The sequence below is a fragment of the Corynebacterium sp. p3-SID1194 genome, assembly GCF_025144155.1.
GTDB lineage: Bacteria > Actinomycetota > Actinomycetes > Mycobacteriales > Mycobacteriaceae > Corynebacterium.
The window spans coordinates 318,738-344,520 of record NZ_JALXWY010000001.1 but is presented as its reverse complement, the minus strand read 5'-3'; the positions used below and the strand labels follow the sequence as shown (position 1 = coordinate 344,520).

The window sequence follows — 25,783 nt, the reverse complement described above, 5'->3', positions numbered from 1 at the left end:
ATGACGAGAGGTCGACTACGCGTCTTTCTTGGCGGCGCGCCCGGCGTGGGCAAGACTGTCGCCATGCTCACTGAAGGGCACCGACTCGCGGAGGCGGGGGAGGACGTGGTGGTCGGCCTCGTCGAAACACACGGTCGAGCATTCACCTTGAAACAGGTGGAGGGGCTCGAAGTCGTGCCTCGAACAGAGGTCGAGTACAAAGGCACGATGATTCCGGAGATGGATCTCGACGCCATTCTCAGACGGAATCCGGATGTCGCGCTCGTCGATGAAATGGCGCACACCAATCCCCGCGGAATGCGCAACGCGAAGCGGTGGCAGGACATTGAAGAGCTACTCGACGCCGGGATCGACGTCATCTCCACCGTCAATGTCCAACACATCGAATCGCTCAACGATGTCGTTGAGACCATCACTGGAGTCGTTCAAAACGAGACGATCCCTGACGGCGCGCTTCGCGCAGCGGACCAAATCGACCTCGTCGATCTGTCCCCTGAGGCATTGCGGCAGCGAATGGCCCACGGTGACATTTACAAACCGGAGAAGATCGACGCCGCGTTGACGAACTACTTCCGGGAAGGCAACCTCTCTGCGCTCCGTGAGCTCGCGCTGCTGTGGCTAGCTGACCGAGTGGACGAGGCTCTAGCGCGGTACCGCAACGACAACAGCATCGAAAAGTCGTGGCCGACCCGTGAACGCGTCGTCGTCGCTCTGTCAGGGGGCCGGGGCAGCGAGGTGCTCTTGCGGCGCGGAGCCCGCATCGCGAAAAGGGGAGTGGGCGGCGAGCTCCTTGCGGTTTTCGCTACCCGGTCCGACGGATTGTCGGGAGCCACGCTTCCGGACATCGCCCGGTTGCGTCAACTCACCGAAGAGCTCGGCGGGACCTTCCACACAGTCACCGGAGAAAACCCGGCCCAATCCGTCCTAGATTTCGCGCGCGGTTGCAATGCCAGTCAGATCATCATTGGTACTAGCCGACGTCCTACGTGGCAGCGACTCTTCTCGCGCGGTTTCAGCGAAGCCATTATCGAGAGTTCCAAAGAGATCGACACGCACGTAGTCGCGCTTGCCGACGGCGGTTCGCAGGTCGGCCGCAATCGCACGCGGGCGCTGCCTGGGCAGCGTGTGAAACAAGGATTCGTTCTGGCGTTCATCCTTCCAGTCCTGGTGACAGCCATCTCCCTCGCATTCCAGGTTCACCCGAATCTCGCGTTGGTGTCTCCGCTCTTCTTGTTGATTGCGGTCGTAGTCGCCCTCGTCGGCGGACTGTGGCCGTCAATCACAGCCGCCGTTTTAGGGTCCTTGCTCGCGGACTGGTTCTTCACACCCCCGTACGGCACGTTGACTATTCAGCACCCAGCGAACACCGTTGCTCTGCTCATTTCGGTCAGCGTCGCCATCATCGTGGCATCCTTGGTGAACCGCTACGCGCTCCGCTTACATGAGGCGCGTGTTGCCCAAACAGAGGCGACCGCGATGGCAGACATGACCAACGTGCTGTTGGGCTCGACCGACCAGTTCCGCATTCTGCTCGACCAGATCGTGGAGATGTGCGGGCTGGAGGGCGCTGCCGTCGTCGAAAAGCTGTCTCAGCGGGGCCACATCGACATAGTGCAAAGCACGGCCGCCTTTGATCTGAAGAAGATCGGCGAAAGTGAACACGACGCGATTGACGACACACACGAATTGATTCTTCAACCAGCAGATATTTCAGCTGAGAACCGGCGGCTGATCAGCGCCTGCGCCGTGTACGCACGGGCCCTTCTGCAAAAGGACGCGCTGGAGAAGTCGGCTTCAACTGCCCACGATCTGGAGCAGGACAATAAAGCTCGCACAGCGCTTTTGTCCGCTGTATCCCATGACCTGCGGACACCGCTAGCAGGCATCATGGCCTCAATTGAGAGCCTGCGCAGCACCGCCGTGACCTTCACGGCTGAAGAGCGCGAGGAGCTCATGGAATCGATCGAATTCAGCGCGAATAAGCTGGACAAACTCATCACAAATCTGCTCGGCATGTCCCGTCTGCAGGTAGGTGCACTCGTGGCCAAGCCGGATGTCTACGATCTTCGGGAGCTTCTGCCCGAGTACATCTCCCAAGTCAGCGAACCAGACCGGGTTGCGTACCTGCCTTCAGACGAAGCGGCGCTGGCGTATGTCGATGCGGGACTGCTGGAACGTGTTGTCACGAACCTGTTGGAGAATTCGCTGCGTTATCAGCGCTCTGGCTCCATTCGTGTGGGGACTGGGCCTGCCGAAACAGGTGCTTCCATCAAAATTGTCGATTCAGGGCCGGGCGTGAAACGCAAAGACAGGGAAGCGATCTTCCAGCCGTTCCAGAGAAAAGGGGATACGTCGACAAGCGATGGCGTCGGACTTGGACTCGCTGTCGCACGCGGACTCGCGGAAGCGATGCACGGTGCGGTTACCCCATCTGAAACCCCTGGTGGAGGCCTGACGATGACGGTCACCATGCCTGCACCCCCAGCTGCGCAAGCGGAGACAATTTAAGGAGCACCAATGACCAAGATTCTCGTCGTCGATGATGACGCCACCTTGCTGCGCACACTGCGCATCAACCTCCGCGCCCGCGGGTACGAATCCGTATGCGTCAGCTGCGGCGCGGACGCACTCGATGAAATGTCTGCCGACCCGGCGCAGCTTGTGATCCTCGACCTCGGGCTGCCCGATATCGACGGCACAGAGGTCCTGCGCCGCGTGCGGGAGACCTCGGCCGTGCCGATCATCGTCCTTTCGGCCCGCGACCAAGCGGAAGACATCGTTGAAGCGCTTGACGACGGTGCCAACGACTTCGTCACCAAGCCCTTCGGCGTGGAGGAGCTGATGGCGCGCGTGAGGGCGTCGTTGCGCAACAGCGGAGTCGTCTCGTCTGTCGTCCCGTCGTTCGTCGCGGACGACCTCGTGCTCGATTTCGCCGAATCCCGCGCCACGAAAGGTGGCGGTGAACTGCATTTCACACCGACGGAATGGCGCATGCTCAGCACGCTCGCCAAGGCCGACGGGGCCCTCGTGCGGCACGACGAACTACTCGGCGCCATCTGGGGGCCGGGCTACGGCCGTGAACTGAATTACCTGCGCGTCTACGCCCACCAGATTCGCCGCAAGATCGAAAGCGACCCGACCCGGCCCCACCACCTGCTCACCGAACCGGGCGTGGGTTACCGGCTGGTTCGCGGAAGATAGGGGGCAGACGTATTAGCGCCGGCCAGATAGCGCCCGGTCATGGAGCCGGTCTCGTTGTGCTTATCTGCGACATCCCTCACCGTCCCGCACGCCACCACCTGGCCGCCGGCAGATCCTGCCCCGGGTCCGAGGTCGACGATGTAGTCAGCCCGCGCGATCACCGCGAGGTTGTGCTCGACGACGATGACGCTGGCGTCGCCGTCGACAAGCCGGTCGAAGAGCTCCACTAGGCGCGCCGAATCGGTCAGGTGCAGTCCGTGCGTCGGCTCGTCGAGCACGTAGGCTGGGGCGGGCTTCTTCAGGCTGGCTGCGAGCTTGAGACGCTGCCGTTCGCCACCAGACAGCGTGGTCAGCGGCTGACCCAGCGTCACATAACCGAGTCCCACATCCACCAGATGGCCGCACATCTTCGCCGCCGCCGTCACCTTGTTCTCCTTCAGGAACGGCTGCGCTTGCGCCGCGGGCATGGCCAGGACCTCGGCGATATTCTTGACGCCGAGGGTGTGCACCAGCACGGCGTCGTCGAAACGCCTGCCCTCGCACACTTCGCACGGAACGTCGACACCCTGCATGAGCCCGAGGTCCACATAGACCACGCCCGCGCCCTTGCAGTGCTGGCAGGCGCCGTCGGAGTTCGGGGAGAACATTGATGCGGGCTCGCCCGACACTTTGGCGAACGCCTTGCGGATCGGGTCGAGCGCGCCGGTGAACGTCGCCGGGTTGGAGCGCCGGGAGCCGGAGATGGGGGACTGGTCGACCCAGACGGCATCGTCGATAAGCGCCGTTGCTTTCAGTGCGCTGAGCAGCGAGGACTTGCCGGACCCCGCCACGCCAGTGACGGCAGTGAGGACGCCGGTGGGAATGTCGACGTCGATTCCCGCGAGGTTGTTCTCGTCCGCCCCACGGATCTTCAACCACCCCGACGGTTCACGCGGCTCGTCCTTGAGATCCACACCGAGTGCGAGGCTCTCACCGGTCCGGGTCCCGGCTCCGCGCAGCTTATCGACGCTTCCTTCGCACACCACCTGGCCGCCGTCCGCACCAGCACCCGGCCCCATTTCGATGACATGGTCCGCAATCTCGATCGTCTGCGGGCGGTGCTCCACCACGAGTACCGTGTTGCCTTTGTCGCGCAGCGCGAGCAACAGGTCGTTGAGCCGGTCGATATCGGCAGCGTGCAGGCCCGCGGTCGGCTCGTCGAACACGTACGTCACGTCCGACAGCGCTGAACCCAAATGGCGGATCATCTTCACACGCTGCGCTTCACCACCGGAGAGCGTCGAGCTCGGCCGGTCGAGCGCGATGTAGCCGAGCCCGATCGCCACGAAATTCGCCAAAGCCTCGCGTATCGACGCCAAAAGCGGCGCCACTTCCGGCGCATCCACCGTGCTGAACCACTCCGCCAGATCGCTGACCTCCATGGCGCAGAGCTCAGCAATATTCTTGCCGTTGATCGTGGACTCCAACGCGTGCGGCACCAAGCGGGTGCCGCCGCAAGCCGGGCACTCCACCTGGGTGACAGCCCGGTCCACGAATTCCCGGGCCGCTTTCTGGAGGCCTTCTTTCTCCTTGCTCAAAAGCGACCCCTCGAGCTTGGGGATGAGGCCCTGGTAGGTGGTGTTGAACCCGAGATACTGGACTTTCTCCTGCTCGCCGTAGAGAAGTGCATGGCGCTGCTCCGCCGTGAATTGGCCGACCGGGACGTCCGTGGGGTATTTGCCGGATTCGGAGTAGGCGCGCAACTGCCAGGAACCGGGCTTGAAGCCGGGGGCGAGGATGGCGCCGTCGTCAAGCGAAAGCGCGTCATCGACGACCTCCGCTTCGTCGAATTTCGCCGCGCGTCCCGTACCCGCGCACGACGGGCACATGCCGCCGGTGCGCGTGTAGTTCTTGCGCACCGTCTTCTTGCCCGTCGCATCCGTCAGCACACCGCCGCCCGACACGCTGGGGACATTGAAGGAATATGCGCCCGGCCCGCCAGCGTGCGGTTCCGCGATGCGCGAAAACAGCACCCGCAGCAGGGGAGTCACATCCGTCGCCGTGCCCACCGTGGAGCGCACATTCGCGCCCAACGCCGACTGGTCCACGACGATCGCCGCCGTAACCCCCGACAACCCCACCACGTCCGGCCGGGCCATCGACGGCATGAACCCCTGCACGAACGTCGAGTACGTCTCGTTGATCAGACGCTGCGATTCCGCCGCGACCGTGTCGAAGACCAGAGACGACTTGCCCGAACCGGACACCCCGGCGAACACCGTCAAACGGCGTTTCGGAATGGAGACGGAGATATCGCGGAGATTGTTCTCTTTCGCGCCGGTGACGACAATCGCGTCGTGGGCATCGGCGCGCCCTTGCTGCTTTTCACTCACAAGGGGAAGCGTAGACCCGCGCTGCCACGGATGCGGAGCAGGAGGAGCCAGCTGGCTACCGGGTGATTATCGGCTGATTAGTTGTGCCCCAGGTGAGACTCGAACTCACACTGGACGGGTTTTGAATCCGTTGCCTCTGCCAATTGGGCTACTGGGGCATCGACGGGAAAGTATATAGCAGCCGGAGCGCGACACGAGAATCGCCCCGCCCAGCGACCATATGGGGGGCGGCGCAGGCACCCGCGGCACACGCCCCCCGGGCGGTAGGGTGCTCACCCGATGACGGAGCACGGAGTTCAACCGATGAGAAGGAAGGAGAACACCACAGAGGCGACGGTGCCGGCAACCATCGGCACCATTGTGCGACGTACGAGGTCAATCGGGTTGACCTCCAAGGCGCCGGAGACAACGATGACCGCTGCGTTGACGGGGGAGCCTTGGCGCATGAGGTTGGAGGCCGACCAGATGGACGTCAGCATCTGCGGGGCGTGAATGGAGGTTTCTGTCGCGAGCCCGGGGACCATTTCGGAAAAGGCGAAATACGGGGCGACCCCGGACCCTGTCAATAGGGCCATTAGGCCCGTGGCCGCGACAAAGATGACGACCATCAGCGCAGCGGCGCCGGACGAATGCTGGGCGAGCGATGTCAGGCCCTCGATAACGCCCATTTGCGTGATGCCTTCGACCAGGATCGCCGCGGCCACGATGAGCGCCACCACCCCGGCGGCGGCTTCGCCAAGGCCGTTGAAGAATTCCTTGAACGAATCTACGGCGTGTTCGACGCTCTTGAGCCTGATGGCCTCGATGATCATCGTGATCATGAGGGAGACCACCGTGACGGGGAGAATGTGCGCTTCGAAATCAAGGACGCCGAAGCGATTCAGCAGCGCAGAAATAATGATCAAGATCAGGGGCAGTAACGGCAGCACCGCGTAAAAGCCGGGCAGGCCCTGGGCGCGCTCGACGGCCTCGCGCACTCGCCGGTCGGATTCAGCCTCCTGCTCGGCGGCTGCGCTTGCAGCCTCGGTGTCATCGGCGCCATCCGGTGAACCTGCCCCGCCGGACCTCAATTCGGCTTGCTTCTTGGCCGCGTCCTTGATGTCGCAGTGGCGCTGCCACCACGTGTGGGTGACGGCGACGACGATCAGGGACGGGACCGTCGCTTTCGCGACATTGCCGAATACGAATTCGGTGACTGTCATATCCGTCAACGACGCACCTTGAATCAGGCCCGCCTCCAGCGGGGACGGTGCAATCGTGGAGGAGGTCACGATGATCGCGCCTACTGTCAGCGGAGAAAGCCCGGCGGCGATGAGGGCCGGCATGAGTGTCGCCACGAGCAGCAGCGACAGAGCCGCCGCCGATGGAACGACGAGCGACAATAGTGTTCCGACGAGGAATCCGATCGGCACGAGCCAGTAGGAACCGTGGAATTTCCGCAGTGGCTTGGATAGCGCGACGACAGTTTTCGCGTCAGCTCCGATGTGGCGCATGTATCCGACGAATCCGAAGAGCACCATGATGGCCATGCCGGTGCCGGAATAGCGGGACTTGAATAGGGACTCGATGATCAGTAGTTCGTCGTAGAAGGCATTGCCGGTCGCTTCGATCTCCGCGGCCGAGTGGTCGATCCGCCCAGTTGCGGCAGCGATCATCAGCAAGAGCACTCCAACGGCGAAAATCGCCGAGGCGGCATGGACCTTCTTGAAAATGAAATAGCCGACAGCCGCGATCGCGGCGGCAGCGAGAATGATGAAAACCATGTGAATGATTCCTGCGATGGGCCGTTAAGACGTTATCTAGCCTATTGAGCGGGCCGACGGCACGGGCCACGTTGAGGAGAAAAACCGATGTGAGAAATAGCTCATTGTGAATTGCAGTATGTGTGCACCCGGCCCGGAACCGCTCTTCGTGCACATGGGCCTTCAGGCCCGGCGCCGTAGGTAGAGTGGGACGGCGTGACTCCCTCTAATGCTTCCGCGACCTCTGCACCGAAACGCCTGCTGCTCATCGATGGACACTCGATGGCTTTCCGTGCGTTCTACGCCCTGCCGGCGGAGAATTTCTCCACCTCCGGCGGCCAGCACACGAATGCGGTGTACGGCTTTTTGTCGATGTTCTCGAATATTTTGGCCGACGAGCAGCCCACGCACGTCGCCGTGGCGTTCGACATCGGACGCCAGACGTTCCGCACGGAGCGTTTCCCGGAGTACAAGGCGCAGCGCGCGGCAGCACCGGAGGAATTCAAGGGGCAGGTGCCGCTCATCCAGGATGTGCTGGGGGACTTGAGCATCGTCACGCTCACCAAGGAGAACTACGAGGCGGACGACATCCTGGCCACGCTCACCACGCAGGCGCAGGATGACTATGAGGTGGTCATCGTCACCGGCGACCGCGATTACCTGCAGCTTGTCAACGACAAGGTCACGGTGCTGTACCCGACGCGCGGAGTATCGACGTTGACGCGCTTCACGCCGGAGGAAGTGGAAAAGAAATACGGCCTTACGCCCGCGCAGTATCCGGATTTCGCGGCGCTGCGCGGCGACCCGTCGGATAACCTGCCGAATATTCCGGGCGTGGGGGAGAAGACGGCCACCAAGTGGATCGTCCAGTACGGAGACTTGAATAGCCTCATCGAGCATGCCGAGGAGATCAAGGGCAAGGCCGGCAACAATTTCCGCGAGCGCATCGAGCAGGTCCAGCTCAACCGCGAGCTCACCCAGATGGTGCGCGACCTCGAGCTGCCCGTCGGTCCGGACGAACTCGAGCTCAAGCCCGCCGACGTCACTGCCGTGGCAACGGCATTCGACGACCTCGAATTCGGCGTCAACCTCCGCGAGCGCGTGCTCGCTGCGGTTCCCACCGACGGAGCCGCGGCCGAAACACAGGCAGAGGAATTGCCGGAGCTCACCGTCGACGACGAGGCGCTCGACACATGGCTTGCAGCCCGCGAGGGTCAAGGCCTCGCCCTTTTTATCCAGGGCGACGCCACGCCGGCGGGCGGGGACGCGTGGGCGCTGGGGGTCGTCGATAAGCAGCGGCACGGCGTTTGCAAGCGCTTGAGTGACCTCACGCCAGAGGAAGACACCGCGCTCAAGGCGTGGCTCGAATCCGACGCGCCGAAATACCTCCACAGCGCCAAGGCCGCATGGCACATGCTGCGCGGGCGCGGGATCACGCTGCGCGGCATCGCGCACGACACCGCCATTGCCGCGTACCTGCTGCGCCCCGGCCAGCGCACATACGACCTCGCCGACGTTTACCAGCGCCACCTGCAGCGCCAACTCGCGGCATCCAGCGACCAACTCAGCCTGCTTGACGACGACACCGCCGACCTCGATTCCGCCCTCGCCATCCTCGAGCTCGCCGCGCATTTGAGCGAGGAGCTCCGCACCATTGACTCCTACGAGCTCTACGCTGACCTCGAATTGCCGCTCGTGACCATCCTCGCCGAGATGGAAGAGACTGGCATCGCGGTCGACACCGATGTCCTAGAAGCCCAGCTGAAAGAGATCGCGCAGAAAGTCGCCGACGCCGAAGAGACAGCACGCACGCTTGTCGACGAACCCGATCTCAACCTCTCGTCCCCCAAGCAGCTCTCCGTCGTTCTCTTCGACAAACTCGAGCTGCCCAAGACGAAGAAAACCAAGACCGGTTATTCCACCGCCGCCAAGGAGATCGAGGCGCTCGCGGCGAAGAACCCGCACCCGTTCTTGGACCAGTTGCTCGCGCACCGCGAATGGCAAAAGCTCAAATCCACCATTGAAGGGCTGATCAAATCCGTCCACGACGATGGGCGCATCCACACGACCTTCAACCAGACCGTCGCGTCCACCGGGCGACTGAGCTCCACTGAGCCGAACCTGCAGAATATCCCGGTCCGCACCGAAGCTGGCCGCCGTATTCGTTCCGCATTCACCGTGGGCGATGGCTACGAGTGCCTGCTCACCGCCGACTACTCCCAGATCGAAATGCGCGTCATGGCGCATCTCTCCGAGGATCCCGGCCTCATCGAGGCGTACAAGAAGGGGGAGGACCTGCACAACTTCGTCGGTTCTCGCGTCTTCGACGTGCCGATCGACGACGTCACCCCCGAACTCCGCCGCCGCGTGAAGGCTATGAGCTACGGCCTCGTCTACGGCTTGAGCGCATACGGCCTGTCCAACCAGCTCGGCATCCCCGCCGGGGAAGCCAAGAAGATCATGGAGTCCTATTTCGAGCGCTTCGGCGGCGTGAAGCGCTATCTCGATGACGTCGTCGAACAGGCCCGTCGTGACGGTTACACCTCCACCGTCTTCGGCCGTCGCCGCTACCTGCCCGAGCTGACCTCCGACAATCGCATCGCGCGCGAGAACGCCGAACGCGCCGCGCTCAACGCTCCTATTCAGGGCACCGCCGCCGACATCATCAAGGTCGCGATGATCCGCGTCGACGCCGCGCTTAACGACGCCTCCCGCGCCGAACCCCTGCAATCCCGCGTCCTCCTCCAGGTCCACGACGAACTCGTCGTCGAGGTTGCCCCCGGCGAGCTCGAGCAGGTCCAAGCGATCGTCGAGGAGGAAATGGACCGAGCCATCACCCTGCGTGTCCCGCTGGAAGTTTCGGCCGGAACTGGCACCAACTGGGACGAAGCAGCACATTAGCCCGGGAGCCTGCGCCAAAAGCGCGGCACCCCGGGCTAATACAAAGGGGGAGGGGAAACCTCCTAGATCTTCGTGGAGCCTGAAGATTCAGTACCGCCAGCGGTCTCTGCGCTGGCGTTTTCGTCATCGACCTCGGCTTCGAGGGCTTCGTGGAACTCGTCGTCGTCAAGCATGGATTCCTCAGCCAGCTCGTCGAGCGACATGTCCGCGAACTCGCTGTCCGGATCGAGGTTCTCCTCGTCGGTGACCAGGTCGACAGCCGCTGTGCGCAGCTCGCCCTCGCGGTCCAGACGATCGCGGTAGCGGAAGTACTGGTAGACCAGCACCGCAATCACAAACAGGCCAAGATAACCCAGGATCGGGTACAGGTTGGCCACGAGCGGCTTGAAGCCAATGAAGGACAGCACGAAGCCGACGAGGCATGCGCCGACGTAGACCTTGTAGAAATTGTCCGGGTTCTTACGCGTCAAGCGCTTCGCGAGCGCGTAGATCATGCCCAGGCACGTGTTGAACACCATGAGGAAGATGACCCACGTCATCACCTGGCCCAGTGCCGGATTGATATTGAAAAGCACGGTCAGCAGCGGCAGGTCGTCGCCGTTGACCTTGTCAGCCTCCATGAACAGCGTGATCACGAGCAGCGCCAGCATCGCCGCGTACAGGAAACCCGCGACCATGCCGCCGATGCGCACCGACTTGTTGTCGAAATTATCGCCGCCGATCACGATCGCCATCGACACAGTGCACAGTGCGTTCAGGCCGGTGTGGTTCAGCGCGCCGAGCCACCAGGTCGGAGCGCCTGTCGCGCCCTGGACGTTCTCCTGCGCCCAATCGCTTTGCGACGCAAAGTCCACGCTCGTGTGCGTGAACGTCCAAATCGAAGCAATCAGGACGAAAATGATGAGCAGCGGCGTGACCAGCCCCAGTACCACTGAGATCTTGTCCACATCCAGCCGGCCCACCAGCAGCATGATGATCAGCATGGCCACACCGCCGATATAGATCGGCCAGCCATATGCTTGTTCGAGGTTCGAGCCGGCACCTGCGAACATCACGAAGCCCACGCTGAACATGCAGGCGATTGCCGACCAGTCCATGATCTTCGAGGACAGGCCATCCGAGACTTCGCCGAACACACGCGTGTGCTCAGTTGCCTGGAAATAGGAACCGAAGGCGAGGAAAGCCACCGCCGCGAAAGCCATGACGACACTGGCGAGGACAATGCCCCACATGCCCATGTCGCCGTATGAGACGAAGTACTGGAACGCCTCCATGCCGGAAGCGAAACCGGCGCCCACAACGACACCGATGAAAGCGAAGCCGATACCGATACCGCGCTTCAACATAAAAACACCACCTACGTGCCCTGTGGGCACTATCAAATTTGGTTGACTGTATAAGAATAAAGAAATTGGTGGGAAAATGGTGAATTCGCGCCACGTGTCCTACACAGGAGCGCATGAAAATCCTCCGCGCGACGCACCGGATCAAAGTTTGCCCAAGCTGGGGAAATCAACTAATCTCGCAAAGGCGTATCTACGCTGCCCACGTGGCCTCGGTTGTAATAGGAGGGCCGCCCACGGCGGGGGCGAGATCGAAATCCCAGCTAGTAAGGCCTCTTTTGGGGCGTCGATAAGCTGCTTTTTTCGAGAGATGCGCTCATGTCCAACCGCTATCTCCTATCCATTTCGGAGCAACATAACCTATGCCCACTTCTACTACCCCGCAGGTTGCCATCAACGACATTGGCAGCACTGAGGATTTTCTCGCCGCAGTTGACGCGACCATCAAGTACTTCAACGATGGGGATATCGTCACCGGCACCGTCGTCAAGGTCGACCACGACGAGGTCCTCCTCGATATCGGCTACAAGACCGAAGGCGTCATTCCGACCCGCGAGCTCTCCATTAAGCACGATGTCGACCCCGACGAGGTCGTCGAAGTCGGCGATGAGATCGACGCACTTGTCCTGACCAAGGAGGACAAGGAAGGTCGCCTGCTTCTGTCCAAGAAGCGTGCGCAGTACGAGCGTGCCTGGGGCACCATTGAAGAGCTGCAGAAGAACGACCAGCCGGTCACCGGTACGGTCATCGAGGTCGTCAAGGGCGGCCTCATCCTCGACATCGGCCTGCGCGGCTTCCTGCCGGCATCCCTCGTCGAAATGCGTCGCGTCCGCGACCTGGACCCGTACATCGGCCAGGAGCTCGAAGCCAAGATCATCGAGCTGGACAAGCACCGCAACAACGTCGTGCTGTCCCGCCGCGCATACCTCGAAGAGACCCAGTCCGCAGTCCGCTCCGACTTCCTCCACCAGCTGGAGAAGGGGCAGGTCCGCAAGGGTGTCGTTTCCTCCATCGTCAACTTCGGCGCATTCGTCGACCTTGGCGGCGTTGACGGCCTGGTCCACGTGTCCGAGCTGTCCTGGAAGCACATCGACCACCCATCCGAGGTTGTCACCGTCGGCGACGAGGTCACCGTCGAGGTGCTCGACGTCGATCTCGACCGCGAGCGCGTCTCCCTGTCGCTGAAGGCCACCCAGGAAGATCCGTGGCGCGTCTTCGCCCGCACCCACGCTGTGGGCCAGATCGTCCCGGGCAAGGTCACCAAGCTCGTCCCGTTCGGCGCGTTCGTCCGCGTCGAGGAGGGCATCGAGGGCCTCGTCCACATCTCCGAGCTGGCTCAGCGCCACGTCGAGGTGCCGGACCAGGTTGTCAACGTCGGCGAAGAGGTCATGGTCAAGGTCATCGACATCGACCTCGAGCGTCGTCGCATCTCCCTGTCCCTCAAGCAGGCTGACGAGGACTACTCCGAGGAGTTCGATCCGTCCCGCTACGGCATGGCCGACTCCTACGACGAGCAGGGCAACTACATCTTCCCGGAGGGCTTCGACCCGGAGACCAACGAGTGGATGGAAGGCTACGACGAGGCTCGTCAGGAGTGGGAGGCTCGCTACGCCGAGGCTGCCCGCCTGCACGAGGCTCACACCGCTCAGATCGAGCGTCACCGCGCTGCCGCCGCAGAGGCAGAGGCAGCCGGCGAGGGCGAGACCAACTACAGCTCCACCTCCGGCGAGGCTGCAGCTCCGGCAGCTCCGTCCGCTGGTGAGGCTGAGCAGGGTGGCTCCCTCGCGTCCGACGAGCAGCTCGCAGCTCTGCGCGAGAAGCTCGCAGGCAACTAACGCCTAGCATCACAGGCCCTCACTTCGGTGCGGGTCTTTTTGCATGCTTATCGACGCCCCGCGCCTCCGTGGTTGTCTACTGAAGTAGACATTGTTTGGTGGATTGTGGGTTGCGATCGGTTTAACGTTTGTGTCATGAACCAATTCGCGGCGCATGTGGGCGCGGGCAATGCCATCGACTTGCTGGGGAGTTTCAACGCCCAGCAGCTTGTCGATGCCGGCGCCAACCCCACCCGCGTTGCCGATTGGAAAGGCGTCTACGAGGTCTACTACGGAAATACTCGGTTTTCCCGCCAGCAGGCTAATGCTGTGCGTGTCGCCCGCCAGACGGCGAAGTCACTGGATCAATTGGTGCTCATCGAACAACAAGTCCGCCCCCTAGGCACCGAAAGAGAAAAGTGGAAGATCCGCCTCGCGTTGTTGTCTGTGCGCGGGAACTACGAGACGTTGAAACGCCGCGCCAAAGACATCGTTCCTGAGGTGGATACACCAGCACCGGAGTCGTCGATGCGGTTCGGTAAGGAGCGGAAAGGTAAGCGCACTTTTAGTGCTACTGGTGATGCGCGTGATATCGCTGCCCTTGAGTACGCGCTGCGCCAAAACCTCGACGCTAACCGTCCTGAGGGCCCGCAGATGTACGAGGCATTCCATGACTTGCTGCACAAGGATGGTGCGGTTGCTGATGCTGTTCCACGCCCGCTGGTCCAGATCCCGTTGCCGGATTACATCTCGATCCTCGGCGGCGAAGGGGATGACACCATCTTGGGGTTGTCTGATGGCACCACGATGACTGGTGCGGAGTACTTGATGCACCATCATTCCAAAGACCTTGAGGTGGCACTGTTCCACCCGCAGGCAGGGCCGGTGAACCTGTACAACACGAAACGGTTCGCCAATAAGAAACAACGAGACCTCGCCCGAGCAACACTGACGACGTGTCCTGTGCCGGATTGCCGGCATGCTGCCGATAACTGCGAAGTCCACCACATCACTCCGTGGGCCCGGGGTGGGCCGACGAATATGAATAACCTGTCGGTGTTGTGCAGGTATCACAACCGCACCAACGACGATGACCCTGACCGGACAAACAGGGGTCGAATACAGGTGCGCGATGGGACACCGATATGGGTTTCACCGCGCGGAACACCAGTGGCGAACAGCACACACCAATACGGTGCGATGCACCTGCTGTTCGGAACATAGCCGAGGGGCCACCACACCCCACGGCCACTTCCGCACGCCTAAAGGTTTATGTGTCTCTCTGCTTGTAGCGCTCCACTAGGCGTTCGATGAGTTCATCGGTGAGCGCTGGATCGGAGAGGATGATATCCAGCATGTCCGCATGCATTGCTTCGATCTCGGCTGGGTCAGGCTCGGTGTTGTCGGCATCGTAGGAGTCACCCTCGATGTCGACGCCGATGCCTTCGAAGATGTTCTCTTCCTCGGCCGGGATTTCAACGCCGGCATCTGCGAGAGTCTCAGAATCGATGACAGGGAACTGGGTAGTGAACTCGGTGAGGAACTCGTCGGCATCGTTCCGAGCCTCCGCCGGCCGCTTACCTTTGCGGATCTCAGCTTCAATGCGGCGTTGGAGGGCTTTCTCCATTTGGCGGTGTCGCCAGGCACGCAAGCCTTTCGGTTCTAGTTCTCGAGCCACCGCGCGGGAGCGGTTCTCGGCCTTTCGAGCAAGTGAGACGACCTGAGTAGCGGTCGCGTTGACAGTGGCGTTCACAGGTGCGAAGTCCGGGTCCTGGCTGACCCGCCAGTTTCCGTAATAGCCGAAGAGGAACAACGCGAAGCTGGTGACCGGGCCCAGCACCATGGACAGGGCGAGGTGCCCGGTCGAGTTGCCGATCAGGACGATCACAGCGCATGCGACCGCCGGAAGCACGGTCGGCTGGTTGCCGCCGAAGACGCTGGGCTCACGGCCCGTCACGACGTCGCGGATCATGCTGCCGCCGGTGGCAGTGAACACGCCCATCATGATGGTGGGCAGTACGGGCAAACCGTAATGGATCGCCTTGTATGCTCCGGTGGCGGCCCACAGGGCAGAAACGACGGCGTCGCCGTGAGACTGGAGAAACTCCCACGCTTTGCCCTTGAAATAGACGAAGCGGGCGATCAGCGCGCCAGTGAACGCCAGGATCAGGTACTCAGGCTGGCTCATGGCGGCGACGGTGCCTTGGTTGATGAGGACATCGCGGATCATGCCTCCTCCAAGCGCCGAGAGCATGGCGATGAACAAGAACCCGACGATGTCGTAGCCGCGTTGACGTGCGAGTGTGCCGCCGATGATGCCCATTAGCAGTACACCGGAGACATCCATCCATTCGTAGATCGAGGTGATGAGCGGGTCGACTTGGTCCACTGGCATAAGTGGCAAGTCTAAAGGTGTCCTGGGAAGAAAGCAGGTTGACGCTCAGCGGGGGCAGTTCAGGCGACGTATTTCTTGGTTTCGGCCAGCCAATTGTCGAGTTCGCCGGCGTCTTCCCACAGGTCGTAGAGCTCGGAATTGCCGGGGCGGAGGGCCTGGTTGGCGCGGCGGCGGATCCAGCGGCGGTCGTCGAGGGTGAACGGGAAACGAAGCGCGGACGCGAGTGCTTCGGAGGGGACGTGCCCGTTCAGGACGGCTGCTAAAGCGATGACGGATTCGGCTTCATCGGTGCCCAGGGGGCCGCGGCCGCAGTCGAAGCGGAACTGGTCCATGCTGAAGGAGCCGTCGGCAAGCGCTGCGACGGCGTCCACTGCGGGGTCGTTGTCGAACGGCCCGATGTCCCACGTTCCCATGGCGAGTGACATTAGAACGAGGAGATGAATGGGACGTAGCGTGGCTCTGAACGTTATCCGACTAATGGGCGAAACTTCAGGCCTTAAGGCGCGCAATCAGCTCATCGACCTGCGGTCTGAGCGCGTCGATAGCGCCGTTATTGTCGATGATGACATCGGCTGCGGCCTTGCGCGTGGCATCGTCGATTTGCTGCGCGATGCGCGCGCGGGCATCGGCTTCATCGAGGCCGCGCGAGCTTACGAGACGGCGGACGCGCTCGTCGGCGTCGACGTCCACGACGACGGTGAGGTCCATGTCGCGGTGCATGCCGATGTCGACGAGCAGCGGCATGTCGTACACGACCGCAGGTTCGCCAGCAGCTTCCGCGTCGGCGAATCGACGCTCGGACTCCGCGCGGATCGCCGGGTGGGTGATCGAGTTCAGCTTTTCAGTAGCACGCTTATCGACGAACGCCCTTCCCGCCAATTTCCCCCTATCCAACGTCCCGTCTTCCCGGATCACATCGGCCCCGAACGCATCAGCCACGTCGTCGAGGACGGGTGAGCCCGGCTCCATGATCTCCCGGGCAATTTGGTCGGCGTCGACGACTTTGAAACCGGCTTCCGCCAGTAGCTTCGCTACCGTCGATTTGCCGCTGCCGATCCCGCCGGTGAGTCCAATCTTCTTCATTGTCAGCTCAACTCCTCGCAAAACTCCCAGAACAGCGCAGCTGCTTTGCCGAGATTCGCTCGGAATTTCTCGGGTTGCTCAGCGGTGGTGGTGTTCCAGGAAATGCAGAACTCGGTGTCTTCGGGAAGTGGAGTGTAGGAGATGCCGAAGCCTTCCGGAAGCGTCGGCGCGAAGCAGTAGCGCACGATTTGGTTCGCGCCTCCGATGGAGGTGGTGGACAGGAAATCCCGGCGTGCGGCGGTCGCCGCGCGGTCCGTGAAGAACGGATCAGAAGAGCCAGAGTCGTCGATGGTGGCCATCATCTGAATGTGCCGGTCGACACCGTTGCCGGACTTGCAGCGCTTCACCCAAGCGCGGTGGGCGTCGAGGGCGGAGCGGAGGTCGTCGGGTAAGGCGGTGCCGTCGATAAGCTTGTCTGCGAAAGCGACCGCTTCGGGCGTAGCGGCGCGCAGGCACTCGGTGCGCCCGGCGCGGAACTCGCGCATGTCGACGGCTTCGTACACCGCGCGGACGTGTCCGTAGGTGAGCTGTTGCGCGATGGTCATGGTGAGCTGGGCTGACGCGTCGCGGCTGAGCTTGAACGGCAGGTCCGCCGGAATGTCGTGCGGAACGGTGACGATGTCCGTGCGGAGGGTGCCGGCCTGCGCTTTGAAGGTTTCCAGGTGGGTCGTGATCTGCTGCGTCGTTGTGTCGTCGAGCTCCCAGGTCAGCTCCGCAGGCTCGGCGTCGACGGACGCTCCTGCGGGAAGCTCGGCGTCCTGCATACGCGTGACAGCGGTGACCAGCGTCGCGCCATCCTGGCACGAGTGCTCGACATGGACGGTGACCCAATCGCTGTCGAGGTCGACGAGATAGCTCAGCGGCTTGTACACCCACGCGCCGCGCGGGGCGAACGTGGCTTCGCGGATGCGCTCGGCATCGCTCGACGTTGCCGATCCGTTCGACTGCAGCTCGACCGTGAAAAGCATGTCGGTGAGGCGCTGGTAGGTCGCGCGGTTATCGCCCTGTTCGAGGATCGCCGGGAAAAGGTCCGCGAGAACTCCGGAACCGAGCAGGGACGGTGCGTTGAAATCGAGGGCTGCAGCTTCGTGCGTGCGGACTTTTTCGAGGCCAGCGCGAAGAGCAGCGGCGGAGAATACGACACCGTCGGCGTCACTGACGGGAAGAGCGAACAGACGTCCGTCGACGAATACGCCGATCTCGCGGTTCGCAGCGCCCAATTGCGTAGCGACGACCGCGTCTTCCCCCTTATCCGGATGCCTGATTCCGCCCGTGTAGACGAACCACTGGTTCATGGTGATGCGGTTGCCGCGGCCGTCGACATCCTCTGCAGTGTCGCCCGACGCAGCCGCGAGGTGCACGGACGCGGCGCGGCGAATGATATCGACAGCGCGGTCGAGCCCGCTTATGTCATCAGCGCCCGGGAAGGCCAGTTGGAAGCCGACATTCGACGCCAGAGTGAGGGGGGAGCGGGTGGTGAGGTAGGAGGAATACCATTCGTCGTTAAGCCAATTGGTGCCCGCTGCTTCGCGCTCGGAGGCGCGCTCGCGCAGCTGTGCGTCGAGGCGCGGACCGGCGCCTGTGCGGAACGATTCGACAACCGCGCGGGCGTGCTCGAGCTCGCTGTCGTGGAGTACCGCTTTAAGCGCGTGGCTGTAGGCGTCGAGGGTCTCGTCGAGCGGCGGAACCGGCAACGGTTTGAGATCAGTCGTTGCGGGGTGGGGGATGGGGGGTGCCACGGCGTTGTCCTCCTGTGCGTCGCCGGCGGTCATGCACTGCCCACCCTACCCAGCGGGCGACGGGATATTCGCGAGCAAGCTGCGCGTGTACTTGTGCGTCCTTGCGGTGTTCGAGGGCGCGGTCGCGGCTCGAATGCGCGATCTTGCCTGAGCGGACTGGTCCTGGACAGGGTACTTTCGATCAAGCCTACAAATCGATGTCCCGGGCTGATTGAGTTAAGGAAGAGCAATGACAACTCTCAACACCGTTGCCAAAGAACAACTTTGCCCTTTGGTCACGCTCTTGCGGGACGCACCAAAGCCGATTCCATTCGAGGAATTCCCGGCCCTGTACGAGCAACTCAACTGGGAGAAGAATCGTAGGCGCGGTGGATTCACCAACTACGACATCAATTTGCCACTAGCGGCCGTGAACGAGATGCGCGGTGAGCTTTCGCGCTTCAATGCGCGTGTCTCTGACACGATCAAAGAGCGAGGTGCCGCGACCCAGGCTGCGGTACGCGCGGCCTTCCCCGAGGTAAAACAGAGCATTACCGAATGCATCGGCTTTGCACCGACGGGAACTCCGCTGTACGAGGAAGGGGCCGATTGGGACCTGGATGATGGCAGCGTTATCCGGCTGGCGGTGGGAGAAAATGTGCTCGAGTTCATGTTCATGTCGAAAATGATTGCCGATCTGGAACGCTACGAGCGCCGTACCGGGGATCGACCTCGACCGTCCGATGGACGAGATTGATGCGTAGACCAGGCCGCCGCGGTCGTTGAACTCGCGCTGGAGCTCCTTGATCTCCTCTTGCTGCGCTCGCGGGCGGCTTTGACGCGCTGCGGGGTGTGTGCCACGGCGTTGTCCTCCGCCTGCGGATATACACACCCCGCATCACCCACGGGGCCCGGCGGCTAGAGCGACGGGATATTCGCGAGCAAGCTGCGCGTGTACTCGTGCTGCGGGTTGTCGAGGACGTCGTCTACCGGACCGTCGTCGACGATGACGCCCTTGTTGAGCACAGCCACACGCGTCGCGATATGGCGGGCGAGCGCGATATTGTGCGTGACGAACAGCAGCGACAGACCGCGTTCGTAGCGGAGCTCTGCCAGCAGCCGCAGGATCGACGCCTGCACCGATACGTCGAGTGCTGAGGTGATCTCGTCGCACACCAGGACCGACGGGGCGTTGACGAGGGCGCGGCCGATCGCGGCGCGCTGGCGTTCGCCGCCCGACAAATCGCCCGGGCGCCGGTCGTAGAAACTGCGGTCCAGCTGCACAGCCTCGAGCGCTTCCTCGACGATGTCGCGCTGCTCATCGCGGGTGAGTTCGCCCGCCATGACGAGCGGGACGCTCATCGATTCGCCGATCGTGCGCCGCGGATTGAGCGACGAGAACGGCGACTGGAAGATGTACTGCACGTCCTTGCGGTGCTCGAGGGTGCGGTCGCGGCTCGAATGCGCGAGTTCTTTGCCGCGCAGCAGCACGTCGCCGGTGTAGCCGGGGTTGAGTCCGGCGATGGAGCGCGCGAGAGTGGTCTTGCCGGAGCCGGACTCGCCGAGCAGCAGCGTGGATTCGCCGGCCTCGATGGCGAGGTCGATGCCGTGCAGCACCTTGTTGTCGCCGTACGCCATTTCGAGGTCGCGGACCTGGAGAAGCGGGGTTTCAGCGGATGCCGCAGGGTCGCCGTGGACTTCGGCCCAGGAGTTGTCCCAGCGGTCGTTGCCCGCGATGTCCTTGTCGCCTTCCAAGTCGGGGATCGCGCCGAGCAGTTTGCGGGTGTAGGCGTGCTTCGGGTTGTAGAGGACCGCGTTGTAGGGGCCTTCCTCGACGATATCGCCGCGGAGCATCACGATGACGCGGTCGACGAGCTCGCCGACGACAGCCAGGTCGTGGGTGATGTAGAGCGAGGCGACGTCGTTCTTCTTCGTCATGGTGCGGATCGTATTCAGGACATGGTTCTGGGTGGTCACGTCGAGGCCGGTGGTCGGCTCGTCGAGAATCAACACATCGGGGTACATGGCGAATGCCATGGCGATGCCCACGCGCTGCTGCTGCCCGCCGGAGAGCTGGTGCGGCCAGCGCGCCAGGTACTCGTCGGTGTCGGGCAGATCGACGTCGCGCATGACTTCGCGGACGCGTTCGGCGCGCTCAGACGAGCTGGAACCGTAGTTGTGGATGTCGAGAACTTCGCGGATCTGGTCGCCGACGCGCATCGCCGGGTTGAGGCTGAGCGCCGGGTCCTGCGGGATGTATGCGACGCGGGAGCCGCGCACGTCGCGGACCTCGTCCTCACTCAGGGAGAGGACGTCGGTGGTCTTTCCGTCGCGGGAATGCAGCGTGACGGTGCCGTCGGTGATCCTCAGACCGGTGCGGACGTGGCCCAAAGCAGCGAGGCCCGCGGTGGTCTTGCCGGAGCCGGATTCGCCGACCAGGCCGACGATTTCGCCCCGGTACAGGTCGATGTCGACGCCGTGGAGGATCTCAGTGCCGCTGTAGGTCGCCAGGCGGAGATCGCGGATGCGCAGAACGAGGGTGTCGTCGTTACGCACGGGAGGCACGTACTCGCCTTGGCGGCTTGTCGACGCCCATAGCGACTCCTTCTTCGGCCCCTTGCCGTCCGCATTAATCGAGGTGGTCATGCGTTCTCCTTCGGGGCAGCCTTGGTGGTTCGGCTGCGGGTGTCTTCGTTGATGATGGGCTGAACCTTGTCGTGGCGCTCGCTCGGGGTCGTTTCGCCGGTGCGCTTGACGGGGGTGGCGGTGGAGGCGGTGGCGCGGGCAGTGGCGTCGGCAAGCATGTTCGTGCCGATGGTCAAGATCGCGATGGCGATGACCGGCAGGACCACGCCCCACGGCTGAATGGACAGGGCGATGCGGTTCTCATTGATCATGAGGCCCCAGTCCGCGGCAGGCGGCTGGATGCCGAGGCCCAGGAAGGACAGGGAGGCGATCGAACCGATGGAGTACGTCAAGCGCAGACCTGCCTCGACGGACAGCGGGCCGGTGATATTCGGCAGGATTTCCTGGGTGAGGATCTTCCAGTGCGGCACTGAGTACATCTGGGCGGCGCGGATGTAGTCCTCGTTGGTGACCGCCTGCGTTGCCGAGCGTGCCACGCGGGCGATACGCGGGGCGTGGGTCAACCCGATCACGAGCACCAGGACAGTGGCCGACGGCCCGAAAATCACGATCGCCAGCATGGCGAAGATCAGCTGCGGGAATGCCAGCAAGACATCGTTGATGCGCATGATCACGGCGTCGGTCACGCCACCTGCGTAGCCGGCGATCATGCCGAGGATCGTGCCCACGACCATGCCCAGCACCGTCGCCAGGAAAGCCGTGATGAGCAGGATCAGGCCGCCGCCGACAAAGCGTGAGGCGACGGAACGCCCGAGGTTATCGGTGCCGAAGACCCCGTCAGACACAAAGGGCAGGCCCAAGAACTCGGTGGTGGAGTAGCCGGTGAGCTGTTCGGCGAAGAAGTAGCCGACGAGTGCGACGAGGAGCACCGCGCCGGTAAGCACCATGCCGACCTTGCCTTCCGACTGCGCCCAGATGCGTTTGAGCAGCGGGTCAGGTTTGGACAGGGAGGCTTTGAGCTCGTCGCCGGTGCGGACGTCGGTGGCAGCGGGTTCGGACGCCGCCGCCTTGTCAGCGTGCAGCGTTTCCGTTGGCTCGAGCGACTCTACGGACTCGGAGCCAGGGTTGTGTGGCTGGGTCATTAGTTGCTCCTTAGCTTCGGGTTGGCCATGATGCCGATGACGTCGGCAAGCAGGTTGACCACGACGTAGACGGCGGCGATGAGGAGAGTGACTGCCTGGACAACTTGGACGTCGCGGTAATTGACGGCGTCGATCATGGCGACGCCGAGGCCCGGGTAGCGGAACAGGTACTCGACGACGACGATGCCGCCGGCAAGCCATGCGAGCTGGATCGCGACGACCTGTGCGATGGGGCCGATGGCGTGGGGGAGTGCGTGGCGGAAAATGACGCGCCGTTCAGGCACGCCTTTGAGGCGGGCCATTTCGACGTAGCCGGAGTCGAGGGTCTCGATCATCGTGGCGCGGGTCATACGCGCAATATATGGACTGACGACGAGCGCCAAGGTCAGCGTCGGCAACACGAGCTGCGACGGGTACGACCACACCGACGCGCCCGGTTGCGACATTGTCACCGCCGGCAGAACCTGGAAGACCGAGGTCGCGAACACGGTGACGAGCAAGATACCGATGACGAACTCCGGCATCGCAGCCAGGATCAGCGTGACCCACGTGATCGCGCGGTCGCGGCGGAATCCGCGCCACCAGGCGGCGTAGATGCCCACGAGAATGCCGAGCGGGATCGCGACGATGGCAGCCAGCGCCATTAGAACCAAGGAGTTGACCAGAGGCTCACCGAGGAGTTCGGAGACTGGTCCGCCAGTGGTGGTGGATGTGCCGAAATTGCCGGTCAGCACACCGCCGAGCCATAGGAAGTAGCGCTCGACGGGGTTTTTGTCCAGGTTCATTTCGGCTTCCAGCGCGGCGATTCGCTCCGGTGTGGCTTGCTGGCCCAGGATGGCGCGGGCGGGGTCGCCTGGCAGAAGCAGCGTGGCGCAGAAAATGATCACCGACACTGCGAGAAGGATGAAGATGCTCAAGCCGAGTCGGCGAGCGATGAGTTTGCCCATTGTCTATGCCTCCGCAATCCACATGTCGTAGAACAACGCCTGGGACAACGCCACGCCACTTGTATGGGGTCGCGCTCCGACCACGTAGTTGTGGTACGCATCCACCTGGTTGGGAAAACCCCAGATGATGTAGCCGCCACGGTCGTAGAACTCGCGCTGGAGCTCCTTGATCTCTTTGGCGCGCTCGCGGTCGTCGACAATGCCGCGGGCGGCTTCAACGCGGGCGGTGAACTCGTCGTCGACCCAGTGCGTTTCGTTGAACGGCGCTTCCTCGGTCGCGCAGCGGTTGACCTGCTCGAGGAAGTTACGCGTGTAGTAGAAGGTCTGGGAGAAGGGGTAGGACAGGTAGTTGCCGTCGGCCCAGAAGGTGGTGGAGTCGACCTGGTCGATCTTCACGCGGATGCCGGCGTCGCGCACCTGCTCCGTGAACACCTGCGCGGCGCGGACAGCACCGGAAGCGATCTCAGAGGTGGCGAGGGTGACGTCGATGCCGTCGGGGTAGCCGGCGTCGGCAAGCAATTTCTTTGCTTCTTCGATGTTTTGCTCGCGCTGGGGGAATTCGTGCGGGTACGCGGGGTCGTAGAGCGCGAACATGTCGTTGCCGACCTGGCCTTCGCCGGAGAAGACTTGGTCGACCAAGCCCGGACGCGCGCACGCGAGGCGCATGGCCTGGCGGACGCGTTCGTCGTCGAAAGGCTCATGGTCGACGCGCATGGTGAAGGGGAGCCACATGCCTGATTCGGAGCTGACGACGTGCATGCGCGGGTCCGCTTCGATGACCCGGACAAGCGCGTGATTGAGCGCGCCGATGCCGTCGACCTGCGATGACAGGAGCGCGTTGAGCATCGCGTCTTCCTGGTAGAAGTCGACGACCTCGACGCGATCCAGGTTGGCGGGGCCGAGGTAGTAGTGCTCGTTGCGCTCCATGATGGTCTCGCGGCCAGCGGAGAAATTGACCAGCTTGAAAGGGCCGGCACCGATCGGGTTCTCGGGGTCGTAATCTTCAGGGACGATGCCCATCTGGTACTCGGCGAGCGCCTCCGTCAAGGTCGCATCGGGGCGCGACAGGGAGATCGTCAGCGTGCGGTCGTCGACGACGTTCATCGCCTCGATGTGCGCGATGGAGCCGGCACCGTTCTTCGGGTCGTCTGGGTCGGCGACGCGTTCGTAGGTGGCAATCACATCCTCAGGGCGCACCGGTCGGCCGTCGGAGAATTTCACGCCCTCACGCAGCCGGATGGTCCACTCGGAGGCGTCCTCATTCGGCTCGAAGCTCTCGGCGAGGCGGTTTTCCAGCTCGTATTCGTAGCCGCGGCGCACGAGGGGTTCGTACAGATTGATCACGCGGGCGGCGTCGCTGGTACTAGCCGGAATATGTGCGTCGACGGTGTCGGCGGTAGAGCCGCCCACGAGTCCGACGCGCAGTGTGCCGCCTTTGCGCGGCGGGCCCGACGTGTCGATGTTTTCAGCCGGCATCGTCGGCGAGCACGCCGCGAACGCGGTCGCTGATCCTGCCACCGCCGCGGCGCCGAGCAACTGCCGGCGGGAAAGTTCAACCATGTCTATGCGTTCTCCTTCACAGAGACAGCAGGCGCTGTCATCCACGTATTCAGATAGTCCGTCACTGCGGCTGCGGCGTCGCTGGCGGACAAGGCACCGGTGAGCATGCGCACACCGAGTCCGTCGATCATCGCCGTGACTGCGCCCAACATCTCGTCGGGCTCGTCGACGGCGAATTGGCCGGACGCCATGCCCTCGAGCACGATGGCGCGCAGTTGCTCGTCCCAGCGGCTATACGCCAGGGCGGTCGCTTTTTCCCGTCTTCGAACATCGGTGACGATGCCCAAAATTGCGCCCACGTCGTCAACTCGCGGATGGCTTCCGCCGAACCGTCGAGCTGGATTTGCGCGAAGCGCACGAGACGCTGGGCAGGATCGCTTATCGACGCCACCCCTGCCCTCCTTTCCGCCGCCTGCTCCGAGCAAAGATCGAGAGTGGCGAGGAAGACATCATTCTTGGAGCGGAAGTAGTAGTGCACAGCGGAGCTGGACACTCCTGCCTCCCGCGCAATGTCAGCGACCTTGACCGCTTGGTAGCCGTTCGCTGCGAACAGTGGCCATGCGGCTGCGGCAATCGCGCGGCGACGGGCAGCCCACTCGGCCTCACGCGAGTGAGCAGCCGAGTCGTGATCGGTGTGAGACAGCGGCTTCAGACTGTCCACGGTGACACCGGTGATCTCCGCTAAGCGCTCCAGTTCGACGGCGTTGAAGCGCCGTACCCCTGAGAGCGACTTGGAGAGCTTGCTGGCATCGATCCCCAAATATGAAGCCACATCCGCGTGCCGTAGTCCCGCCGCCGTGATGGCGGCGCGAGCTGCGGTGTGCGAATGTCGGAGGACCATACACACAACCTTAAGTGCAGCTGAAAGTAAGTCGCAATATTTTGACTGGGGGACGAAGGGTATCGCAACTGGCGCGGGGCGTCGATAAGCGAAATGCGAAACTGACCTAGACTGGCGTGCATGTCCCGGGCTGATTGA

Annotated in this window: 19 protein-coding genes and 1 tRNA gene; 6 read left to right on the top strand and 14 right to left on the bottom strand. The window is 62.9% G+C overall.

Annotated elements, in window-relative coordinates:
- Entirely contained in the window at positions 1–2,508 is a 2,508-nt protein-coding gene (locus tag M3G19_RS01665; protein ID WP_259900136.1) for a DUF4118 domain-containing protein, read from the top strand.
- A gap of 9 nt (positions 2,509–2,517) precedes the next feature.
- Positions 2,518–3,201 carry a response regulator gene (locus M3G19_RS01660; RefSeq protein WP_259900135.1) on the top strand — a complete coding sequence of 228 codons (684 nt, stop codon included), beginning with the start codon at positions 2,518–2,520 and terminating at the stop codon, positions 3,199–3,201.
- On the opposite strand, the gene M3G19_RS01655 is transcribed toward M3G19_RS01660, so the two are convergent.
- The 3 genes from M3G19_RS01655 to dcuC form a co-directional block, all read right to left on the bottom strand.
- Positions 3,177–5,573 (bottom strand): excinuclease ABC subunit UvrA, encoded by a 2,397-nt coding sequence (locus M3G19_RS01655; protein WP_259900134.1) that lies wholly within the window; start codon positions 5,571–5,573, stop codon positions 3,177–3,179. The genes M3G19_RS01660 and M3G19_RS01655 overlap by 25 nt on opposite strands.
- A gap of 84 nt (positions 5,574–5,657) precedes the next feature.
- Positions 5,658–5,731 (bottom strand) — tRNA-Leu (locus tag M3G19_RS01650).
- Between the two features lie 138 nt (positions 5,732–5,869).
- Positions 5,870–7,336 carry a C4-dicarboxylate transporter DcuC gene (gene dcuC, locus M3G19_RS01645; RefSeq protein WP_259900133.1) on the bottom strand — a complete coding sequence of 489 codons (1,467 nt, stop codon included), beginning with the start codon at positions 7,334–7,336 and terminating at the stop codon, positions 5,870–5,872.
- A 261-nt stretch (positions 7,337–7,597) separates the two neighbouring features.
- Between dcuC and polA the strand changes: the two genes are divergently transcribed.
- Positions 7,598–10,216, top strand: a complete 2,619-nt coding sequence (gene polA / locus M3G19_RS01640) for a DNA polymerase I (RefSeq protein ID WP_396121730.1) — start codon at positions 7,598–7,600, stop codon at positions 10,214–10,216.
- Positions 10,217–10,278: 62 nt separating this feature from the next.
- On the opposite strand, the gene M3G19_RS01635 is transcribed toward polA, so the two are convergent.
- A complete protein-coding gene (locus tag M3G19_RS01635; protein WP_259900131.1) occupies positions 10,279–11,562 on the bottom strand; it encodes a hypothetical protein in 1,284 nt (427 codons plus the stop codon).
- Positions 11,563–11,921: 359 nt separating this feature from the next.
- On the opposite strand from M3G19_RS01635, the gene rpsA reads away from it, so the two are divergent.
- On the top strand, positions 11,922–13,394 hold the full coding sequence (gene rpsA / locus M3G19_RS01630) for a 30S ribosomal protein S1 (RefSeq protein WP_259900130.1): 1,473 nt from the start codon (positions 11,922–11,924) through the stop codon (positions 13,392–13,394).
- Positions 13,395–13,529: 135 nt separating this feature from the next.
- Entirely contained in the window at positions 13,530–14,597 is a 1,068-nt protein-coding gene (locus M3G19_RS01625; protein ID WP_259900129.1) for an HNH endonuclease signature motif containing protein, read from the top strand.
- A 46-nt stretch (positions 14,598–14,643) separates the two neighbouring features.
- Here M3G19_RS01625 and M3G19_RS01620 read toward each other — a convergent pair whose 3' ends face one another.
- The 4 genes from M3G19_RS01620 to M3G19_RS01605 form a co-directional block, all read right to left on the bottom strand.
- Positions 14,644–15,768 carry a trimeric intracellular cation channel family protein gene (locus tag M3G19_RS01620; RefSeq protein WP_259900128.1) on the bottom strand — a complete coding sequence of 375 codons (1,125 nt, stop codon included), beginning with the start codon at positions 15,766–15,768 and terminating at the stop codon, positions 14,644–14,646.
- 59 nt (positions 15,769–15,827) lie between these two features.
- Positions 15,828–16,181, bottom strand: a complete 354-nt coding sequence (locus M3G19_RS01615) for a DUF4259 domain-containing protein (protein ID WP_259900127.1) — start codon at positions 16,179–16,181, stop codon at positions 15,828–15,830.
- Positions 16,182–16,257: 76 nt separating this feature from the next.
- Entirely contained in the window at positions 16,258–16,851 is a 594-nt protein-coding gene (gene coaE, locus M3G19_RS01610; protein ID WP_259900126.1) for a dephospho-CoA kinase, read from the bottom strand.
- A 2-nt stretch (positions 16,852–16,853) separates the two neighbouring features.
- On the bottom strand, positions 16,854–18,623 hold the full coding sequence (locus tag M3G19_RS01605; RefSeq protein ID WP_259900125.1) for a choline/carnitine O-acyltransferase: 1,770 nt from the start codon (positions 18,621–18,623) through the stop codon (positions 16,854–16,856).
- Positions 18,624–18,819: 196 nt separating this feature from the next.
- Here M3G19_RS01605 and M3G19_RS01600 point away from each other — a divergent pair, with 196 nt between their 5' ends.
- Positions 18,820–19,326 carry a DUF6301 family protein gene (locus M3G19_RS01600; RefSeq protein ID WP_259900124.1) on the top strand — a complete coding sequence of 169 codons (507 nt, stop codon included), beginning with the start codon at positions 18,820–18,822 and terminating at the stop codon, positions 19,324–19,326.
- Between the two features lie 161 nt (positions 19,327–19,487).
- Here the strand turns inward: M3G19_RS01600 and M3G19_RS01595 are convergent, their stop codons facing one another.
- From M3G19_RS01595 to M3G19_RS01570, 6 genes are read right to left on the bottom strand one after another with little or no spacing between them, the layout of a single operon-like run.
- On the bottom strand, positions 19,488–21,215 hold the full coding sequence (locus M3G19_RS01595) for an ABC transporter ATP-binding protein (RefSeq protein WP_259900123.1): 1,728 nt from the start codon (positions 21,213–21,215) through the stop codon (positions 19,488–19,490).
- Positions 21,212–22,297 (bottom strand): ABC transporter permease, encoded by a 1,086-nt coding sequence (locus M3G19_RS01590; protein WP_259900122.1) that lies wholly within the window; start codon positions 22,295–22,297, stop codon positions 21,212–21,214. Before M3G19_RS01590 ends, M3G19_RS01595 begins: the two co-directional genes overlap by 4 nt.
- Complete coding sequence (locus tag M3G19_RS01585; protein WP_259900121.1) at positions 22,297–23,244, bottom strand: ABC transporter permease; 948 nt, start codon at positions 23,242–23,244, stop codon at positions 22,297–22,299. Before M3G19_RS01585 ends, M3G19_RS01590 begins: the two co-directional genes overlap by 1 nt.
- Before the next feature lie 3 nt (positions 23,245–23,247).
- Complete coding sequence (locus M3G19_RS01580; protein WP_259900120.1) at positions 23,248–24,804, bottom strand: ABC transporter substrate-binding protein; 1,557 nt, start codon at positions 24,802–24,804, stop codon at positions 23,248–23,250.
- Between the two features lie 2 nt (positions 24,805–24,806).
- Entirely contained in the window at positions 24,807–24,995 is a 189-nt protein-coding gene (locus M3G19_RS01575; protein WP_259900119.1) for a hypothetical protein, read from the bottom strand.
- Positions 24,932–25,645, bottom strand: coding sequence for a TetR family transcriptional regulator (locus tag M3G19_RS01570; RefSeq protein ID WP_259900118.1), 714 nt, complete (start codon positions 25,643–25,645; stop codon positions 24,932–24,934). Before M3G19_RS01570 ends, M3G19_RS01575 begins: the two co-directional genes overlap by 64 nt.
- Positions 25,646–25,783: the final 138 nt, after the last annotated feature.

Coding starts and splice junctions, on each gene's coding strand:
- M3G19_RS01665 (WP_259900136.1), top strand. CDS start 1: ATGACGAGAGGTCGACTACGCGTCTTTCTTGGCGGCGCGCCCGGCGTG.
- M3G19_RS01660 (WP_259900135.1), top strand. CDS start 2,518: ATGACCAAGATTCTCGTCGTCGATGATGACGCCACCTTGCTGCGCACA.
- dcuC (WP_259900133.1), bottom strand. CDS start 7,336: ATGGTTTTCATCATTCTCGCTGCCGCCGCGATCGCGGCTGTCGGCTAT.
- polA (WP_396121730.1), top strand. CDS start 7,598: ATGGCTTTCCGTGCGTTCTACGCCCTGCCGGCGGAGAATTTCTCCACC.
- M3G19_RS01635 (WP_259900131.1), bottom strand. CDS start 11,562: ATGTTGAAGCGCGGTATCGGTATCGGCTTCGCTTTCATCGGTGTCGTT.
- rpsA (WP_259900130.1), top strand. CDS start 11,922: ATGCCCACTTCTACTACCCCGCAGGTTGCCATCAACGACATTGGCAGC.
- M3G19_RS01625 (WP_259900129.1), top strand. CDS start 13,530: ATGAACCAATTCGCGGCGCATGTGGGCGCGGGCAATGCCATCGACTTG.
- M3G19_RS01620 (WP_259900128.1), bottom strand. CDS start 15,768: ATGCCAGTGGACCAAGTCGACCCGCTCATCACCTCGATCTACGAATGG.
- M3G19_RS01615 (WP_259900127.1), bottom strand. CDS start 16,181: ATGGGAACGTGGGACATCGGGCCGTTCGACAACGACCCCGCAGTGGAC.
- coaE (WP_259900126.1), bottom strand. CDS start 16,851: ATGAAGAAGATTGGACTCACCGGCGGGATCGGCAGCGGCAAATCGACG.
- M3G19_RS01605 (WP_259900125.1), bottom strand. CDS start 18,623: ATGACCGCCGGCGACGCACAGGAGGACAACGCCGTGGCACCCCCCATC.
- M3G19_RS01600 (WP_259900124.1), top strand. CDS start 18,820: ATGACAACTCTCAACACCGTTGCCAAAGAACAACTTTGCCCTTTGGTC.
- M3G19_RS01595 (WP_259900123.1), bottom strand. CDS start 21,215: ATGACCACCTCGATTAATGCGGACGGCAAGGGGCCGAAGAAGGAGTCG.
- M3G19_RS01590 (WP_259900122.1), bottom strand. CDS start 22,297: ATGACCCAGCCACACAACCCTGGCTCCGAGTCCGTAGAGTCGCTCGAG.
- M3G19_RS01585 (WP_259900121.1), bottom strand. CDS start 23,244: ATGGGCAAACTCATCGCTCGCCGACTCGGCTTGAGCATCTTCATCCTT.
- M3G19_RS01580 (WP_259900120.1), bottom strand. CDS start 24,804: ATGGTTGAACTTTCCCGCCGGCAGTTGCTCGGCGCCGCGGCGGTGGCA.
- M3G19_RS01575 (WP_259900119.1), bottom strand. CDS start 24,995: ATGGCGTCCGGCCAATTCGCCGTCGACGAGCCCGACGAGATGTTGGGC.
- M3G19_RS01570 (WP_259900118.1), bottom strand. CDS start 25,645: ATGGTCCTCCGACATTCGCACACCGCAGCTCGCGCCGCCATCACGGCG.